The following is a 17,416-nucleotide window of genomic DNA, read 5'->3' as shown; positions in this document are numbered from 1 at the left end:
GTGGGCGGGAGACGCCGGACTCCCGCCCACCGCCTCGGCCCCCGGCACCGATCCGCCGCGGCCCCGTCCCGGGCCGTCGCGGTCGTGCCCGGCGGGCGTCGCGGCCAGGCCCGGAGTCCCCCGGGCGGTTCGTCCAGGACCGCCCGTTCCGGTGCCCGGACCCGCACGCCCCGCCGCCCCATCCGGCTGCTGAGGTCCCCGTACGACAAGGAGGCTGCCCATGTCCGCCGAACCGTCCGTCGTCCGTCCCCGGGTCGGGGTGTGGCTGATCGGGGCCCGCGGCTCCGTCGCCACCACGGCCGTCGCGGGGTGCGCCGCCGTGACCGCCGGACTGCACCCGCCGACCGGCATGGTCACCGAGACCCCCGATTTCGCCGACTGCGGACTCCCCCCGCTGTCCGCCCTCGTCTTCGGCGGCCACGACGTCGTGGACTGCCCCCTGCCGAAACGGGCCGAGGCGCTGGCCGCGGGCGGAGTCCTGCCGCCGGGCCTGCCCTCCGCCGTCCACGCCGAACTGGCCGCCGCAGACCGGGAGATCCGGATCGGCGGACCGCTGCCGGGCGACACCCGGGACGAGGACGACCTCGTCGAGTCCCTGGCCTCGGACCTGCGCGACTTCGTCGGCCGGCACGGTCTGGCCCGAGCGGTCGTCGTCAACGTGGCCTCCACCGAGCCCGTGCCCACCGGGTCGGCGCTGCCCGCCAGCTCCCTCTACGCGGCGGCCGCGCTCCGGGCCGGCTGTCCGTACGTCAACTTCACACCGTCCGCGGGCCTGCACCACCCCTCGCTCGCGACGGCCGCCGGGTCGAGCGGGCTGCCGTACGCCGGACGCGACGGCAAGACCGGCCAGACCCTGCTGCGGTCGGTGCTCGGCCCGATGTTCGCCCAGCGCGCCCTGGCGGTCCGCGCCTGGTCCGGTACGAACCTGCTGGGCGGCGGCGACGGCGCCGCCCTGGCCGACCCGGCCGCCGCGGCGGCGAAGAACGCGGGCAAGGAACGTGTCCTCGCCGACACCCTCGGCACGGTTCCCGAGGGCGAGGTCCACATCGACGACGTACCGGCGCTCGGCGACTGGAAGACGGCCTGGGACCACATCGCGTTCGACGGCTTCCTCGGCACCCGGATGGTCCTCCAGACCACCTGGCAGGGCTGCGACTCGGCCCTGGCCGCCCCGCTCGTCCTCGACCTCGTCCGGCTGGTGGCCCGCGCCCACGAGGCGGGACTGTCGGGACCGCTGGGCGAACTCGGCTTCTACTTCAAGGATCCGGTGGGCAACGGGCCCGCCGCCCTCGGCGAGCAGTACGCGCGCCTGCTCGGCCTCGCGGAGCGCCTGCGCCGACCCGGGGGCCGCGACGGCGTCCCGGAGGTGCGGCGATGAGCGGGACGCGGGGACGCGGCACCGGGCTGCCGGCAGCGGGGGCTGGACCGGGGCGGGAGCCGTCGCCGGTCGGCGGGGTGGTGCCGGTGCCGGTGCCGGTGCCGGTGCCGGTGCCGGTGCCTGTGTCGGTTCCGGTTCCTTCGGCGTCCGGGGACGCGGGCACGGTCCCCGTGACCGACCGCGACCCGGCCGCCGCGTCCGACCCCGCGCCGGCCGCCGCCCCCGCGCCCGCCCCCGACCCCGCGCCGGCCCCCGACCCCGCTCCGGCCGCTGTCGCCGCGAGGGGTCCGGACCTGCGCGCGTGGGCCGAACTCCTGCGGCTGCCCGCGCTGTTCACCGTCCCCGGTGATGCGCTCGCGGGCGCCGCCGCGGTCGGCGCCCGCCCGGACTCCAGGACCCTGCTGGCCGTCGCCTCGTCCCTGTGCCTCTACGAGGCGGGCATGGCCCTCAACGACTGGGCCGACCGGGCCGAGGACGCCGTGGACCGCCCGCACCGCCCGCTGCCGTCGGGGCGCGTCGCACCGAACGCGGCCCTCGCGGCGGCCGGAGGACTGACCCTCGCCGGTCTGGCCCTGGCGTCCCGGACGGGCCGCGCTCCGCTCGCGGTCGCCGGAGCACTGGCGGCCACGGTCTGGTCGTACGACCTCGTCCTCAAGCACACACCCGCGGGCCCCGCGGCCATGGCCGCGGCGCGGGGGCTGGACCTCCTGCTGGGCGGGGCCGCCGCCGACCGCGGCACCCGGAAGGCATGGCCGTCCGCCCTCACCCTGGCCGGGCACACACTCGCCGTCACCGCGGTCTCCCGGCACGAGACCCGGGGCGGTTCCGTACGGGCCCCGCTCGGCGCGCTGGCCACGACGGCGTTACTGACCTGGTCGGTGGCCCGCGCGACCGGCCCAGAGCACGCCGGCCGTCGGAGGCGGGACGGCACCCCACGGTCCGCGGTGTCCGCCGAGGCGGTCCTGCGGACGGGGCTCGCCGCCGCGTACGCCGCGACCTCCGCCCGCCCCCTCCTCCACGCGGCGCTGAACCCCTCGCCCCCGCTCACCCAGCGTGCCGTGGGCGGCGGCATCCGGGCCATGATCCCCCTCCAGGCGGCGCTCGCGGCCCGGGCCGGCGCCCCCGTCACCGCTCTGCTGACGGCGGCCCTCGCCCCGGCCGCCCGCCGCTTCGGCCGGAAGGTGAGCGTGACATGAGCCCCCAGCCGAACCCCCGGACGGCCCCGGTCCGCACCGGCGGCCCCCTCCGCTTCTCCTACGGCACCAACGGGCTCACCGACCTCCGCCTCGACGACGCCCTCGCGCTCCTCGCCGACCTCGGCTACGACGGCGTGGGCCTGACCCTCGACCACATGCACCTGGACCCGCTCGCCCCGGACCTCACGGCCAGGACCCGGCGGATCGCGCGCAGGCTCGGCGAACTCGGCCTGGGCGTCACGGTGGAGACGGGTGCCCGGTACGTCCTCGACCCGGCCCGCAAGCACGGCCCCTCACTCCTCGACCCGGACCCCGAGCAGCGCGCCAGGCGCGTCGACCTGCTGGTCACGGCCGTACGGGTCGCCGCCGACCTCGGAGCGCAGGCGGTCCACTGCTTCAGCGGCATCCGCCCGGAAACCGCTCCCGGGCAGGGCGCGCCCGCCCCTGAAGCGGTCGCGGCGCGGGAGACGCCCGGCGCGGCTCATGCGACCGCGACCCACGCGGGGGAGTGGGACACGGGTGGTGGGCCCCGGGTCGGACCGGCCGGGGCGCATCAGGGCGGACCGGCCGGGGAGTGGGTGGACGACGTCCTCTGGAAGCGCCTCGGCGCAGCCCTGGACCCGGTGCTCGACGCCGCCACCGACGCAGGTGTCCCTTTGGCCGTCGAACCCGAACCGGGCCACCTCCTGGCCACCCTCGCCGACTTCCACCGGCTGCGCGCCGAACTCGGCGGCCCGGACGCCCTCGGCCTCACCCTCGACATCGGCCACTGCCAGTGCCTCGAACCCCGGCCGCCCGCCGACTGCGTCCGGGCCGCCGCCCCCTGGCTGCGCCACGTCCAGATCGAGGACATGCGCCGAGGCGTACACGAGCACCTGCCCTTCGGCGAGGGGGAGATCGACTTCCCGCCCGTCCTCGAAGCCCTCGCCGACGTGGGCTACCAGGGCCTGGTCTCCGTCGAACTGCCCCGCCACTCCCACGCCGGTCCGGACCAGGCCCGGCGGTCCCTCCCGTTCCTCCACCGCGCGGCAGCGACCGTCCGACCGCGCTCCGCCGACCGGCCGATCCCCGGTGAGAGCGATCCCGTCCCCGAAGGGAGAACCCCGTGAACCACCGCCACGACACCCTCGGCACCGGGGCGGACACCGTCCCGCCGGCGCTCGCCGTCCTGCGGACCCGGCTGGACGTCGCGCTCGACGGCGGTGCCCGCGCCTGGCTCGACCAGGCGCTCGACGAGGCCGCCGCCCATCCGGGCAGCCACGGGCCCATCTCCGTGTGGGAACTGCGGATCGCGGAGGCGGGCCGTCGCTGCGGGGCCGAGCACGCCGAGGCCGCGCGGGTCCTGCTGCTGCACGCGGCCCGCGCCGACGCGCCCACGCTGGCCCGGGTCTACCGCCAGGGCACCGCCGACGAACGCCGCGCCGTGCTGCGGGCCCTGCCCCACCTGGTGCGCGGCCCGGACGCCCTGCCGGTCGTCGAGGACGCGCTGCGGACCAACGACACCCGCCTGGTGGCCGCCGCCGTCGGACCGTACGCGGCCCGTCACCTCGACGCCCACGCCTGGCGGCACGCCGTCCTCAAGTGCCTGTTCACCGGTGTCCCCGTGGACTCCGTGGCAGAGCTGTCCCGCCGCGCCCACGACGACCCCGAACTCGCCCGCATGCTCGGCGACTACGCGGCCGAGCGCACCGCCGCGGGCCGTCCCGTACCCGAGGACCTGGACCGCGTGCTCGCCCTGACCGGGCATCCGGCGGCACCGGCCGGCCCCCGCAGCCCCCGCACCCCCCACGGCACCGACGGCGAGGAGTCCTGATGCGCATCTTCGACCCCCACATCCACATGACGTCACGGACCACGGACGACTACGAGGCCATGTACGACGCCGGTGTCCGCGCCGTCGTCGAACCCTCCTTCTGGCTCGGCCAGCCCCGCACCTCCCCGGCCTCCTTCCTCGACTACTTCGACGCCCTGCTGGGCTGGGAGCCGTTCAGGGCGGCCCAGTACGGCATCGCCCACCACTGCACCCTCGCCCTGAACCCCAAGGAGGCCAACGACCCCCGCTGCCTCCCCGTCCTCGACGAACTGCCCCGCTATCTCGTCAAGGACCACGTCGTGGCCGTCGGCGAGATCGGCTACGACTCGATGACCCCCGCGGAGGACGCCGCCCTCTCCGCCCAGCTCCAGCTCGCCGCCGACCACGGCCTGCCCGCGCTGGTCCACACCCCGCACCGCGACAAGCTCGCCGGTCTGCGCCGGACCCTCGACGTCGTCCGGGAGTCCGCGCTGGCCCCGGACCGCGTCCTGATCGACCACCTCAACGAGACCACGGTCGCCGAGGCCAAGGACGGCGGCTGCTGGCTGGGCTTCTCCGTGTATCCCGACACCAAGATGGACGAGGAGCGCATGGTCGCCGTCCTGCGGGAGTACGGCCCGGAGAAGGTACTGGTCAACTCGGCCGCCGACTGGGGCAGAAGCGACCCCCTCAAGACCCGGCGGGTCGCCGACGCGATGCTGAAGGCGGGCTTCACCGAGGACGAGGTCGACCGGGTGCTGTGGCGCAACCCCGTCGCCTTCTACGGCCTCAGCGGCCGTCTCGACCTCGACGTCGCCGGCACGGACGCCACCCACGAGGGCAACTCCATCCTCCGGGGCGCCCCCAGGACGGACCCGGCGTCCCCGGCCACCCAGGCGTCCCCGGCTTCCCAGGAGACGGCCGCCGTCCCCGCCAGCCCGGAGGCGTGAGCCATGCGCTTCCGCCACCCCGACGGCTCCACCGTCCACCTGGCCTACTGCACCAACGTCCACCCCGCGGAGACCCTCGACGGCGTCCTCGCCCAACTGCGCGACCACTGCGAACCCGTGCGCAGGCGGCTCGGACGCGACCGGCTCGGCATCGGCCTGTGGCTCGCCAAGGACGCCGCCCACGCCCTCGTCACGGACCCGTCCGCACTGCGGGGACTGCGCACCCAGCTCGACTGCCGCGGCCTCGAAGTCGTCACCCTGAACGGCTTCCCCTACGAGGGGTTCGGCGCCGAGGAGGTCAAGTACCGCGTCTACAAGCCGGACTGGGCCGACCCGGAGCGCCTCGACCACACCACCGCGCTGGCCCGCGTCCTCGCCGGGCTCCTGCCCGACGACGTCACCGAGGGCACCGTCTCCACGCTGCCGCTCGCCTGGCGCACGGTGTACGACGACGCGTCGGCCGCCCGGGCGCGGGCCGCCCTGGCCACGCTCGCCGAGCGCCTGGACGCGCTTGAGGAGCTGACCGGCCGCTCCATCCGAGTCGGTCTGGAACCCGAACCGGGCTGCACCGTGGAGACCACGGCCGACGCCATCGCCCCGCTCACCGCGATCGCCCACGACCGCATCGGCGTCTGCGTCGACACCTGCCACCTCGCCACCTCCTTCGAGGACCCGCACACCGCCCTGACGGCACTGGCCGCCGCCGGCGTCCCGGTCGTCAAGTCGCAGCTCTCCGCCGCGCTGCACGCCGAGCACCCCCACCTCCCCGAGGTCCGCGAGGCACTCGCCGCCTTCGACGAACCCCGCTTCCTGCACCAGACCCGCACCCTCACCGCCGCCGGGCTCAGGGGCACCGACGACCTGGGCGAGGCGCTCCGCGCGGACGCGCTGCCCGACGCCTCGCCCTGGCGCGCCCACTTCCACGTCCCGCTCCACGCGGCCCCCGCCGCGCCCCTCACCTCCACCCTCCCCGTCCTCAAGGACACCCTCGCCCGGCTGGTCGGCGGACCGCATCCGCTCACCCGCCACCTGGAGGTCGAGACGTACACCTGGCAGGCGCTCCCGCCCGAGCTGCGCCCCCGCGGCCGGACCCAGCTGGCCGACGGCATCGCCGCCGAACTCATGCTCGCCCGCGACCTGCTGACGGACCTCGGCCTGAAGGAGCTGCCATGAGCGGCCGCACGAGCCCGACACCGCCGCCGAGCGCGGACGCGAACGACCCGCACGACCGGAAGGACCGGAAGGACCCGCACGGCCCGAACGACGGGTACGCGGCGCCCACCAAGCTGCTCGTCCTGGACGTCGTCGGCCTCACGCCTCCCCTCCTCGACCACATGCCCCACCTCAAGTCCCTCGCGCAGACCGGCTCGCAGGCGCCGCTGGGCACCGTCCTGCCCGCCGTGACCTGCGCCGCCCAGTCCACCTTCCTCACCGGCACCCACCCCGCCGAGCACGGCATCGTCGGCAACGGCTGGTACTTCCGGGAGCTCGGCGACGTCCTGCTCTGGCGCCAGCACAACGGGCTCGTCGCGGGCGACAAGCTGTGGGACGCCGCCCGGCGCGCGCACCCCGGCTACACGGTCGCCAACATCTGCTGGTGGTACGCCATGGGAGCCGACACCGACTACACCGTCACCCCCCGACCGGTCTACTACGCCGACGGCCGCAAGGAACCCGACTGCTACACCCGCCCCCCGGCCCTGCACGACGAACTCACCTCGAAGCTCGGCACGTTCCCGCTGTTCCACTTCTGGGGACCCGGCGCCGACCTCGTCTCCAGCCGGTGGATCATCGACGCCACCCGGCACGTGATGAGCACCCGCGACCCGGACCTGACCCTCTGCTACCTCCCCCATCTCGACTACGACCTGCAGCGGTTCGGTCCCGACGACCCGCGCTCGCTGAAGGCCGCCGCCGACCTGGACGCGGCCATGGCGCCCCTCCTCGACGACGCCCGCGCCCAGGGCCGTACGGTCGTCGCCCTGTCCGAGTACGGCATCACCCGTGCCGACCGCCCGGTCGACATCAACCGGGCCCTGCGCCGCGCCGGACTCCTCGAAGTGCACACGCAGGACGGCATGGAGTACCTCGACCCGATGGCCTCACGGGCCTTCGCCGTCGCCGACCACCAGATCGCCCACGTCTACGTGCGCCGCCCCGAGGACCTGGAGGCCACGAAGGCGGCGCTCGCCGATCTGCCGGGCATCGAGCGACTCCTCGACGACGAGGGCAAGAAGACCCACCACCTCGACCACCCCCGGTCGGGCGAGCTGGTGGCCGTCGCCGAGCCGGACGCCTGGTTCACGTACTACTACTGGCTCGACGACGCCCTCGCGCCCGACTTCGCGCAGCTCGTCGAGATCCACCGCAAACCCGGCTACGACCCGGTCGAGCTGTTCATGGACCCGCTCGACCCGTACGTCAAGGTCAAGGCCGCGACCGCGCTGGCCCGCAAGAAGCTCGGCATGCGCTACCGCATGGCGGTCGTGCCTCTCGACCCCTCGCCCATCAGGGGCAGCCACGGCCGCCTCCCGCTGAGTGACGACGACGGTCCGCTCATCATCTGCTCCACGCCCCGCGCAGTCGGCGACCGCGTCGCGGCCACCGATGTGAAGTCACTGCTGCTCCGTCTCGCCGGCCTCGACCGCCGGCACCTGCCCGCGGGACCGCCCGCGGATTCCCGTGACCCGTCTCCTCCGACCGGTCACCAGTGAAGCACCCGCCACCGACAACGCCCTTCCACCTGAGGAGATACCCGGCATGACCCGCTTGAGCCGCACCACCCACACAGCCGCCACCAGCAAGAACGACGATCCGGAACTCGCCCGCCGCCTCAGCAGGAGAGGCATGCTCGGCGTCGCCGCGGGAGCGACCGCGGCCGCCCTGCTCGGCACCGCCGCCACCCCCGCGGCGGCCGCCGCCGGCAAGGGGCGCGGCCGTCCCGTACTGCCCCCCGGCCGTCTGGGCATCCAGCTCTACAGCCTCCGCGACAAGGTCTCCACGCTCGGCTTCGCGCCCGTCTTCGCCGAACTCGCGAAGTACGGCTACGACGAGATCGAGTTCGCCGGCTACACCCAGGGCTCGGCGGGCCCGATCACGCTCGCCCAGCTGAAGCGGCTGGCACGCGACCACGGCCTCGATCCGATAGGCAGCCACGTCGGCTACTACTCCAGCGACCCGAACGCGTACACCTTCGCCCAGAACCTCGACAAGGTCCTCGACGACGCCCAGGCGCTCGGCCTCAAGCACATCGGGACGGCCTCGGGCCCGTTCCGCTACGGCTCGACGGTCGACGCGTGGAAGCGGGCAGCCGAGGAGTTCAACACCTACGGTGCCGCGGCGAAGGCACGCGGCATGAAGTTCTACCAGCACAACCACTCCGAGGAGTTCTCCTTCGCCACCGACAACCCGAAGGTCCGGCTCTACGACGTCCTGCTGGCGGAGACCGATCCGAAGCTCGTGTTCCTGGAGATGGACATCTACTGGGCGTACTCCGGGCAGTTCCGCTTCTCGAAGCGGCCGGACGGCACTCCCGCGCCCTTCGAGCCCCTCGACTACGTGCTCAGGCAGCCGAACCGCTACCCGCTCTTCCACGTCAAGGACGGGGTGAGCGACCCGTCGAACACCTACGGCTACCGGATGACGGACGTGGGCGACGGCGACATCGACTACCAGCGGTTCATCTCCGGTGTCACCCGCCTGCGCGGCCACCGCCTGGCCCACCACTGGCAGGCCGAGCACGACAACCCCGTCGAGTCGTTCGAGTTCGCCAGGAAGTCCAGCGAGCACCTGCACTCGCTGCGCGAGAAGTGCTGACCGCCGCTCGGGGCGTTCCCGGACGGAGCGCCCGGACGGCGTGAGACACGAGGAGGGGGCCTCCCCCAAGGCCACGGGGAGGCCCCCTCCAGGTCGTTCTCGGTCGTTCTCGGTTGTTCGGGTCGGTCTCGGTCGTTCTCGCCGAAGCGGTCGGGGACGGGTGCGGCGTACAGGAACGGCAGGTTCCGCCGCCGGGGCGGGGGAGCGGTCACGGAGCCCCGGAGAACGGGACGAGCGGTCGGTACGGGTGGTGCGTGCGGTGCGTGCGGTGCGTGCGGTGCGTGCGGCGCAGGTGCCGCGGGTCGGGCGGGAGGTTCGGGCGGTCCGCCGCCGTGTCAGGCCATCTCCTCACCGATCGGATGCGGATTGGGCACGACCCGTCGCGGGTCCGGGCGGCCGGGAGCCCGCAGGAACAGCGCGAGGACCGCCGACCCGAGTCCGATGCAGCCGGCCAGCGCGAAGGCGCCGCCGTAGCCCCAGGCGCTCACGACGAGGGCTCCCACACCGGAGCCGACGAGACCCGAGATGAGCTTGGAGCTGTAGACCATGCCGTAGTTGGAGGCGTTGTTGTTCTCGCCGAAGTAGTCGGCGGTCATCGCGGCGAACAGCGGGAAGATCGCTCCGCCGCCGAAGCCGGACACCATGGAGCAGAACAGGAAGAACGGCATCGAGCCCATGTTCCCGGAGAGGAACACGCCGAACTGCGAGCAGCCGAGGACGATACAGACGATGACCAGTGTGTTCCGGCGTCCGTAGCGGTCCGAGATCCAGCCGATGACCCCGCGTCCGGTGCCGTTGACGATCGCCTTCAGCGACATGGCGGTGGCCACGATGCCGCCGGCGAACCCCATCTCCTTGCCGAACGGCACCTGCATGGCGATGCCGAAGATGTTGATGCCGGCCGTGCAGAGCAGACAGAACCACATCATCCACAGGACGGGCGTCCTGGCGGCCTCCCGCGGTGTGTACTGCTTCACCGCCGGCGGGTTCTTGGCCAGGGCCCGCACGACGCGCGGGTCGTCGGAGGTCTTCAGCGGGTCGACCTGCGACGGCCACCAGTTCTTCGGCGGGTCCTTGAAGAACCAGCCGGACACCGCGACGACCGTGCAGCAGATCACGCCCACGAGGACCAGTACGGTCTCGTAGTTGGACAGGTCCATGTACGAGGTGAAGAGGAACACGAAGGGCACCGAGCCGTAGGCGAAACCGCCGTTGACCATGCCGGTCTTGCCGCCCTTGCGCTCCGGGTACCACTTGCCGACCATGTTCACGCAGGTCGCGTAGACGAGGCCGGCGCCGATACCGCTGAACATGCCGAAGCCTATGTAGGCGACGATCACGTGCGGCGCGAAGGCCAGCGAGAGATAGCCGAGCACCGTGCCGAGCGCGCCGAGCATCATGGCGTACCGCGCCGGCAGTCGCCCGCTCTCGCGGAGCTGCCCCGCCGGGAAGGCGACGGCCGCCTGGAAGAAGACCCAGACGCCCATCAACCAGAAGATGTGCCCACTGTCCCAGAGGTGGGCCTCGTGCAGGGTGTCCTCGGCGGAGGTGAACGCGTACTCCGAGGAACTGATGCCCATCATCCCCATCCAGGGGAAGAGCACCATGGTCCAGCGTGGTCGGCCCATGATGTCCCGGTCGGTCTCACCGATCCGGTACAGGCGGCCGTTGCGGTCCGTCACCTCCCTGTAGGGGACGGATGTCGTGAAGTCGGTTGTCGTCATGTCGCGTAGCACCCCTTGCGTCGAAAGATCTGGCCAGCGCCCCCTGTCCAATGCCTTTCGTGTGCGCACGGGTCCCGGGGCGGGGCGACGCGCACCGTCGGCCCGCCCCCGCACTCGGTCACGTCATGAACCGCCCCCCAACAGCCCGGCCGCGCGCGCCCAGCGGTACTTCGCGCCGAGTACGGCCACCGGCTTCTCGGTCGTGTACGGGTACGCCACGACGCCGTGCTCAAAGAGGTACTGGCACGCCTCCTCGACCTCGACGTCGCCCGCGAGCGACGCCACCACGGGCTTCTCGATCCCGCGTTCGCGGAACTCGGCCACCACGCGCGCGGTGAGTTCGGCGAAGACCATGGGAGGGGTCACGATGGTGTGCCAGTAGCCGAGGACGAGCGCGTGGATCCGCGGGTCCTCCAGACCCAGGCGGATGGTCGCCTCGTACGTCGACGGCGGCTCGCCGCCCGTGATGTCGACCGGGTTGCCCGCGGCCCCGAAGGGCGGGATGAACGCCCGGAAGGAGGCGTCGAGGTCCGGCGGTATCTCCATCAGCGAAAGGCCGTTGTCGGTCACCGCGTCGGACAGCAGCACCCCGCTGCCGCCGGCTCCCGTGATGATCACGACGTTGTCGCCCCGGGGGGTCGGCAGCACCGGCAGGGCGCGCGCGTACTCCAGCATCTCGTTGAGCCCGGGTGCCCGGATCACCCCGGCCTGCCTCAGGACGTCGTCGTACACCGCGTCGTCGCCCGCGAGCGCGCCCGTGTGCGAGCCGGCCGCCTTCGCCCCGGCGGCCGTACGGCCCGCCTTCAGCACGATCACCGGCTTCTTCGGGACGGTCGCCCGGGCGGCCTCCACGAAGGCCCGCCCGTCCTTGAGGTCCTCCAGGTGCATCGCGATGCAATGGGTGTTGGGGTCCTCGGCGAACCAGGTCAGCAGGTCGTCCTCGTCCAGGTCGGACTTGTTGCCGAGCCCCACGATCGCGGAGACACCCGTCCTGGTGGTGCGCGCGAAGCCCAGGATGGCCATCCCGATGCCACCGGACTGCGAGGTCAGCGCCACGCCCCCCTTGACGTCGTAGGGCGTGCAGAACGTGGCGCAGAGGTCCTGCCACGTCGAGTAGTAGCCGTAGATGTTCGGTCCGAGCAGCCGGACGCCGTGGCGTTCCGCGATGGCCACGATCTCGTCCTGGAGGGCCTGTTCACCCGTCTCCGCGAAGCCGGAGGGGATGAGGACGGCGTTGGGGATGCCCTTGCGTCCCACCTCCTCCAGGGCCGAGGCCACGAACTTGGCGGGGATCGCGAAGACCGCCACATCCACCTCACCGGGAACGTCGGTGACACTCTTGTACGCCTTGCGGCCCACGATGTCATCGGCCTTGGGGTTCACCGGGTGGATCTCTCCCGCGAAACCTCCGTCGACGAGGTTGCGCATGACCGAATTGCCGATCTTGCCCTGCTCGTTGGAGGCGCCGATCACCGCGACCGACGACGGCTGCATCAGCCGGCGCATCGAGACGAGGATCTCCTCGCGCGTGTAGGTGCGGCGCGGCGCTGCCACCGAGTCAGCGAGGATGACGCGGATGTCCGCGGCGACCGCGCCCTCCGGGGTGGCGATCACCGGGTTGAGGTCCACCTCGGCGATCTCCGGGAAGTCCGCGACGAGTTCGGACACCCGGCGGATCTGCTCGGCGATCGCCCAGCGGTCGACCGCGGGCGCGCCTCGGACCCCGCGCAGGACCTCGGCTGCGCGGATCGAGTCGAGCATCGACAGCGCCTCGTCGGGTTCCACGGGGGCCAGCCGGAACGTCACGTCCTTGAGGACCTCGACGAGCACACCGCCGAGCCCGAACGCCACGATCTTCCCGAACGTGGGGTCGGTCACCGCGCCGACGATGACCTCCTGGCCCTGGGGCAGGAGTTCCTGCACCTGCACGCCGTGTATCCGGGCGCCGGGCGCGTAGGCCAGGGCGTTCTCGACGATGCTGTGGAACGCGGCCCGTACGTCTCCCGCGCCCTGCACGCCGACGATCACACCGCCCGCGTCCGTCTTGTGGAGGATGTCGGGGGAGACGATCTTCATGACGACGGGGCCGCCGAAGCGGGCCGCGTGGGCCACCGCCTCGTCCACGTCGGTGGCCAGCTCCTCGCCGGGGACGGCGATCGCGTACGCGTCGGCGATCACCTTTCCCTCGGGCGCGGTCAGCGCCGTCCGCCCCTCGGCCCGCACGGCGTCGAGGAGCGCGCGCACCCTCAGTACCCGGTCTTCGGCCATCAATCAGATCACTCCGTTCGACTTGAGCAGGCGCAGCTCCTCGTCGCCGAGCCCCAGCTCGCCGACGTACACCTCTTCGTTGTGCTCGCCGAGCAGCGGCGAACTGGTCACGTCCACGGGGGAGTCGGAGAGCTTCAGCGGGCTGCCCACGGTCACGAACTCGCCCCGCTCGGGGTGCGGCACCGTCACGACCATGTCGTTGGCGACCAGTGACCGGTCCTCGATGATCTCCTTGGTGGACAGGATCGGACCGCAGGGGATGTTGTGGGCGTTCAGCCGCTCCAGCACCTCCCACTTGGGGAGCGTGGCCGACCACTCCTCGATGAGCTGGAACATCTTGGTGAGCTGGGGGAGCCGCGCCTCGGGGGTCGCCCACTCGGGGTCGTCCGCGAGTTCGGGACGACCGATGAGTTCGGTGAGCGGCTTCCAGCCGACGGGCTGCACGATGACGTACACGTAGTCGTTGGGGCCGCCCGGCGCGCACTTGACGGCCCAGCCGGGCTGGCCGCCGCCGGACGCGTTGCCCGAGCGCGGCACCTCGTCGCCGAAGTCCTCGTTGGGGTACTCGGCCAGCGGCCCGTGCCCGAGGCGCTGCTGGTCCCGCAGCTTGACCCGGCACAGGTTCAGCACGGCGTGCTGCATGGCCACGTTCACCCGCTGCCCGCGCCCGGTGTTCTCCCGCTGGAACAGCGCCGCGAGGATGGCCGCCACGGCGTGGATGCCGGTGCCGGAGTCGCCGATCTGGGCGCCGGTCGCCAGCGGCGGACCGTCCTCGAAGCCGGTGGTCGACATCGACCCGCCCATCGCCTGCGCGACGACCTCGTACGCCTTGAAGTTGGTGTACGGGCCGTCCCCGAACCCCTTGATGGAGGCGTAGACGATCCGCGGGTTGATCTCCTGGATGCGGTCCCAGGTGAAGCCCATGCGGTCGACGGCGCCGGGCCCGAAGTTCTCGACCATGACGTCGGAGCGCCGGATCAGCTCGGTGAGCAGTTCCTTGCCGCGCGGGGTCTTGGTGTTCAGGGTGATGCTGCGCTTGTTGCAGTTGAGCATCGTGAAGTAGAGCGAGTCGACGTCGGGGAGGTCGCGGAGCTGCTTGCGGGTGATGTCACCGGTCGGCGCCTCCAGCTTGACGACGTCCGCGCCGAGCCAGGCGAGCAGTTGGGTGGCGGAGGGACCCGACTGGACGTGGGTCATGTCCAGGACGCGGATGCCTTCGAGTGCCTTGGTCGACGAGGTCGGGGCGGTCGGCGTGGGCAGCTGTGTCATCGGGGTCACCTCACTTGTACATCGTCTGGTTCATGGTTCCGGGGGCGTACGCGTCCGGGTCGACCCAGACGTTGATCAGCGACGGCTTGCCGGACTCGCGGGCGCGCCGGAGCGCGGGCGCGATGTCGGCGGGGTCGCGGACCTCCTCGCCGTAACCGCCCAGCATCTGGGCGAACTTGTCGTAGTGGACGTCGCCGAGGGTGTTGCCGATCCGCTCGCGCTCCGCGCCGTACTTCTGGGCCTGGCCGTAACGGATCTGGTTCATCGAGGAGTTGTTGCCGACGATGCCGACGAAGGGCAGGTCGTAGCGGACGAGCGTCTCGAAGTCCCAGCCGGTGAGGGAGAAGGCGCCGTCGCCGAAGAGGGCGACCACCTCCTTGTCGGGCCGCGCCTTCTTGGCCGCGAGGACGAAGGGGATGCCGACGCCGAGCGTGCCGAGGGGGCCGGGGTCCATCCAGTGGCCCGGCGACTTGGGCTGCACGACCTGGCCGGAGAACGTGACGATGTCGCCGCCGTCGCCGATGTAGACGGAGTCCTCGGTGAGGAAGTCGTTGATCTCGCTGACCAGGCGGTACGGGTGGATCGGCGAGGCGTCCGAGCGCAGGCTCGGCAGCCGCTTCTCGATGGCCGTCTGCTCGGCGGCCCGCAGTTCGTCGAGCCACTCCTTGCGCTTGGAGGCGCCGCCGTTGAGGCGGCCCGTGGCGGCCTCGGCGACCGACTTGAGGACCAGGCCGGCGTCACCGACGATTCCCAGGTCGATGTCCCGGTTCTTGCCGACGGTCCGGTAGTCGAGGTCGATCTGCACGACGGTCGCGTCCGGTGACAGGCGCTTGCCGTAGCCCATGCGGAAGTCGAAGGGCGTGCCGACGATGACGATGACGTCGGCGTTGGAGAAGGCGTAGCGGCGGGAGAGCTGGAAGTGGTTCGGGTCCCCGGGCGGCAGGGTGCCGCGCCCGGCGCCGTTCATGTACGCGGGGATGTTGAGGGTGCGTACGAGGTCGATGGCGGATTCGGTGCCGCGGGTCGTCCACACCTGGCTGCCCAGCAGGATCGCCGGCTTCTCGGCGTGCACCAGGAGGTCGGCGAGCTTCTCGATCGCCTCGGGGTCGCCCGCCGAGCGGGTCGAGGCCCGGTAGTGGCCGGCGGCGGGCACCCTGGCCCTGTCGACCGGCACCTTGGCGTCCAGGACGTCGCGCGGGATCTCCAGGAAGGAGGGTCCCGGTGCCCCGTGGTAGCACTCGCGGAAGGCCATCGACACCATGTCGGCGGCGCGCGCGGTGTCGGGCACTGTCGCGGCGAACTTGGTGATCGGCGTCATCATGTCGACGTGCGGCAGGTCCTGGAGGGACCCCATCTTGTGCTGTGTGTGCGCCCCCTGACCGCCGATCAGCAGCATGGGGGACTCCGCGCGGAAGGCGTTGGCGACGCCCGTCACGGCGTCGGTCGTGCCGGGCCCGGCGGTGACGACGGCGCAGCCGGGCTTGCCGGTGATGCGCGCGTAGCCGTCGGCCGCGTGGGCGGCGACCTGTTCGTGGCGTACGTCGACGACCTCTATGCCTTCGTCGACGCAGCCGTCGTAGATGTCGATGATGTGGCCGCCGCAGAGGGTGTAGATGACCTCCACACCCTCCGCTTTGAGTGCCTTGGCGACCAGGTGCCCACCGGAGATGAGGTTCTGGCTGTTGTCGTCGGGCATGGCGAAGTCCTGTCCCTTCGTAGGGGATTGGGCGCGCTGAAACGCAGCTCAAACGGTGTGCGCGCACTGTTCGTGGATGCCGTCGCGGTACATTGCATACAGTCGACGAATACTGTATGAAGCTTGTTATCCCGCATCCGGTGGGTGGTGTCCAGGGGGCGTGCGGCACTTTTAAGAGGGAGCCGAGATGGACCTGTTCGAGCACCAGGCAAGGGAACTCTTCGAGGAACACGGCATCCCGGTGCCGAGGGCGGAGGTCACCGACTCGCCCAAGGAGGCACGCGGGATCGCCCGCAGGCTCGGCGGCCGCGTCGTCGTGAAGGCGCAGGTCAAGACCGGCGGACGGGGCAAGGCGGGCGGTGTGAAGCTCGCCGCCGACCCCGCCGCCGCCGAACTGACGGCACGGCAGATCATCGGCATGGACATCAAGGGCCACACGGTCGGCACGGTCATGCTGGCCGAACCGGTCGACATCGAGAGCGAGTTCTACGTCGGCTACGTCCTCGACCGGGCGGCCGGCCGGTTCCTCGCCATCGCCTCCGCCGAGGGCGGCATGGAGATCGAGGAGGTCGCCGCACGGCGGCCGCAGGCCGTGGCCCGCGTCCACATCGACCCCGCCGAGGGCGTCACCACGGCCAGGGCCGCCGAGATCGCCGAGGCCGCGGGCCTGCCCCCGCAGACCGTCGACGTCCTGGTCCGGCTCTGGAACGTGCTGGTACGCGAGGACGCCGTCCTCGTCGAGGTGAACCCGCTCGTCCGCACCGCGCGCGGACAGATTCTCGCCCTGGACGGGAAGGTCACCCTCGACGACAACGCGCAGTTCCGGCAGGCCCGTTGGGGGGACCAGCAGGCGGCGCACGACGACCCGCTGGAGGCGGCGGCCGCGGCCAAGGGCCTCAACTACGTCAAGCTGGACGGCGAGGTCGGCGTCATCGGCAACGGCGCCGGGCTCGTCATGTCGACCCTCGACGTGGTCGCCGGCTGCGGCGCCCGCCCCGCCAACTTCCTGGACATCGGCGGCGGAGCCTCCGCCCAGGTCATGGCCGACGGTCTCTCCGTCGTCCTCTCCGACCCCGCGGTGAAGTCCGTCCTCGTCAACGTCTTCGGTGGCATCACCGCCTGCGACGCGGTCGCCGACGGCATCGTGAGGGCCCTGGAGACCGTCCGCGTGACCAAGCCGCTCGTCGTCCGCCTCGACGGGAACAACGCCGCGCGCGGCCGCGCGATCCTCGACGGACGCGCCCACCCCCTGGTCCAGCAGGCCACCACGATGGACGGCGCCGCGCGCCGCGCCGCCCAGCTCGCCGACGCCACCTGAAGGAGACGG

13 protein-coding genes are annotated in these 17,416 nt (G+C 72.4%); 9 read left to right on the top strand and 4 right to left on the bottom strand.

Annotated elements, in window-relative coordinates:
• Positions 1 to 220: 220 nt before the first annotated feature.
• From IE265_RS34150 to IE265_RS34115, 8 genes are all read left to right on the top strand, one after another.
• Positions 221 to 1,378 (top strand): inositol-3-phosphate synthase, encoded by a 1,158-nt coding sequence (locus tag IE265_RS34150; protein WP_190039648.1) that lies wholly within the window; start codon positions 221 to 223, stop codon positions 1,376 to 1,378.
• Positions 1,379 to 1,548: 170 nt separating this feature from the next.
• A complete protein-coding gene (locus IE265_RS34145; RefSeq protein WP_373303086.1) occupies positions 1,549 to 2,574 on the top strand; it encodes an SCO3242 family prenyltransferase in 1,026 nt (341 codons plus the stop codon).
• Entirely contained in the window at positions 2,571 to 3,683 is a 1,113-nt protein-coding gene (locus tag IE265_RS34140; RefSeq protein WP_190039646.1) for a sugar phosphate isomerase/epimerase family protein, read from the top strand. The genes IE265_RS34145 and IE265_RS34140 overlap by 4 nt, the downstream gene beginning before the upstream one ends.
• A complete protein-coding gene (locus IE265_RS34135) occupies positions 3,680 to 4,387 on the top strand; it encodes an EboA domain-containing protein (RefSeq protein ID WP_190039645.1) in 708 nt (235 codons plus the stop codon). Before IE265_RS34140 ends, IE265_RS34135 begins: the two co-directional genes overlap by 4 nt.
• A complete protein-coding gene (locus IE265_RS34130) occupies positions 4,387 to 5,316 on the top strand; it encodes a TatD family hydrolase (protein ID WP_190039644.1) in 930 nt (309 codons plus the stop codon). The genes IE265_RS34135 and IE265_RS34130 overlap by 1 nt, the downstream gene beginning before the upstream one ends.
• Positions 5,317 to 5,319: 3 nt before the next feature.
• Positions 5,320 to 6,489 (top strand): metabolite traffic protein EboE, encoded by a 1,170-nt coding sequence (eboE, locus tag IE265_RS34125; RefSeq protein ID WP_190039643.1) that lies wholly within the window; start codon positions 5,320 to 5,322, stop codon positions 6,487 to 6,489.
• Positions 6,486 to 8,030, top strand: coding sequence for an alkaline phosphatase family protein (locus IE265_RS34120; protein WP_229916841.1), 1,545 nt, complete (start codon positions 6,486 to 6,488; stop codon positions 8,028 to 8,030). Before eboE ends, IE265_RS34120 begins: the two co-directional genes overlap by 4 nt.
• A 46-nt stretch (positions 8,031 to 8,076) precedes the next feature.
• The gene (locus IE265_RS34115; protein ID WP_190039642.1) at positions 8,077 to 9,132 is read left to right on the top strand and encodes a sugar phosphate isomerase/epimerase family protein; all 1,056 of its coding nucleotides are present in this window, start codon (positions 8,077 to 8,079) and stop codon (positions 9,130 to 9,132) included.
• Positions 9,133 to 9,467: 335 nt separating this feature from the next.
• On the opposite strand, the gene IE265_RS34110 is transcribed toward IE265_RS34115, so the two are convergent.
• The 4 genes from IE265_RS34110 to IE265_RS34095 all read right to left on the bottom strand — a co-directional run bounded on the left by IE265_RS34110 (position 9,468) and on the right by IE265_RS34095 (position 16,089).
• Positions 9,468 to 10,856: an OFA family MFS transporter gene (locus tag IE265_RS34110; RefSeq protein ID WP_190039641.1), complete on the bottom strand. Its 1,389-nt coding sequence runs from the start codon at positions 10,854 to 10,856 to the stop codon at positions 9,468 to 9,470.
• 123 nt (positions 10,857 to 10,979) lie between these two features.
• The gene (locus IE265_RS34105; protein WP_190039640.1) at positions 10,980 to 13,124 is read right to left on the bottom strand and encodes an acetate--CoA ligase family protein; all 2,145 of its coding nucleotides are present in this window, start codon (positions 13,122 to 13,124) and stop codon (positions 10,980 to 10,982) included.
• Positions 13,125 to 13,127: 3 nt separating this feature from the next.
• Positions 13,128 to 14,393, bottom strand: a complete 1,266-nt coding sequence (gene frc / locus IE265_RS34100; protein WP_190039639.1) for a formyl-CoA transferase — start codon at positions 14,391 to 14,393, stop codon at positions 13,128 to 13,130.
• A 10-nt stretch (positions 14,394 to 14,403) separates the two neighbouring features.
• The gene (locus tag IE265_RS34095; protein WP_190039638.1) at positions 14,404 to 16,089 is read right to left on the bottom strand and encodes a thiamine pyrophosphate-binding protein; all 1,686 of its coding nucleotides are present in this window, start codon (positions 16,087 to 16,089) and stop codon (positions 14,404 to 14,406) included.
• Positions 16,090 to 16,276: 187 nt separating this feature from the next.
• Between IE265_RS34095 and sucC the strand changes: the two genes are divergently transcribed.
• Entirely contained in the window at positions 16,277 to 17,407 is a 1,131-nt protein-coding gene (sucC, locus tag IE265_RS34090; protein ID WP_190039637.1) for an ADP-forming succinate--CoA ligase subunit beta, read from the top strand.
• Positions 17,408 to 17,416: the final 9 nt, after the last annotated feature.

The sequence above is a fragment of the Streptomyces fructofermentans genome (assembly GCF_014651055.1).
Classification (GTDB): Bacteria; Actinomycetota; Actinomycetes; order Streptomycetales; family Streptomycetaceae; genus Streptomyces; species Streptomyces fructofermentans.
This window is presented reverse-complemented; position numbering and strand designations above follow the sequence as displayed.

What these genes read in the sequence shown, in the direction of transcription:
- IE265_RS34110 (WP_190039641.1), bottom strand. Translation starts at nt 10,856, where the DNA reads ATGACGACAACCGACTTCACGACATCCGTCCCCTACAGGGAGGTGACG.
- IE265_RS34120 (WP_229916841.1), top strand. Translation starts at nt 6,486, where the DNA reads ATGAGCGGCCGCACGAGCCCGACACCGCCGCCGAGCGCGGACGCGAAC.
- IE265_RS34150 (WP_190039648.1), top strand. Translation starts at nt 221, where the DNA reads ATGTCCGCCGAACCGTCCGTCGTCCGTCCCCGGGTCGGGGTGTGGCTG.
- IE265_RS34095 (WP_190039638.1), bottom strand. Translation starts at nt 16,089, where the DNA reads ATGCCCGACGACAACAGCCAGAACCTCATCTCCGGTGGGCACCTGGTC.
- IE265_RS34140 (WP_190039646.1), top strand. Translation starts at nt 2,571, where the DNA reads ATGAGCCCCCAGCCGAACCCCCGGACGGCCCCGGTCCGCACCGGCGGC.
- sucC (WP_190039637.1), top strand. Translation starts at nt 16,277, where the DNA reads ATGGACCTGTTCGAGCACCAGGCAAGGGAACTCTTCGAGGAACACGGC.
- IE265_RS34130 (WP_190039644.1), top strand. Translation starts at nt 4,387, where the DNA reads ATGCGCATCTTCGACCCCCACATCCACATGACGTCACGGACCACGGAC.
- IE265_RS34105 (WP_190039640.1), bottom strand. Translation starts at nt 13,124, where the DNA reads ATGGCCGAAGACCGGGTACTGAGGGTGCGCGCGCTCCTCGACGCCGTG.
- IE265_RS34115 (WP_190039642.1), top strand. Translation starts at nt 8,077, where the DNA reads ATGACCCGCTTGAGCCGCACCACCCACACAGCCGCCACCAGCAAGAAC.
- eboE (WP_190039643.1), top strand. Translation starts at nt 5,320, where the DNA reads ATGCGCTTCCGCCACCCCGACGGCTCCACCGTCCACCTGGCCTACTGC.
- frc (WP_190039639.1), bottom strand. Translation starts at nt 14,393, where the DNA reads ATGACACAGCTGCCCACGCCGACCGCCCCGACCTCGTCGACCAAGGCA.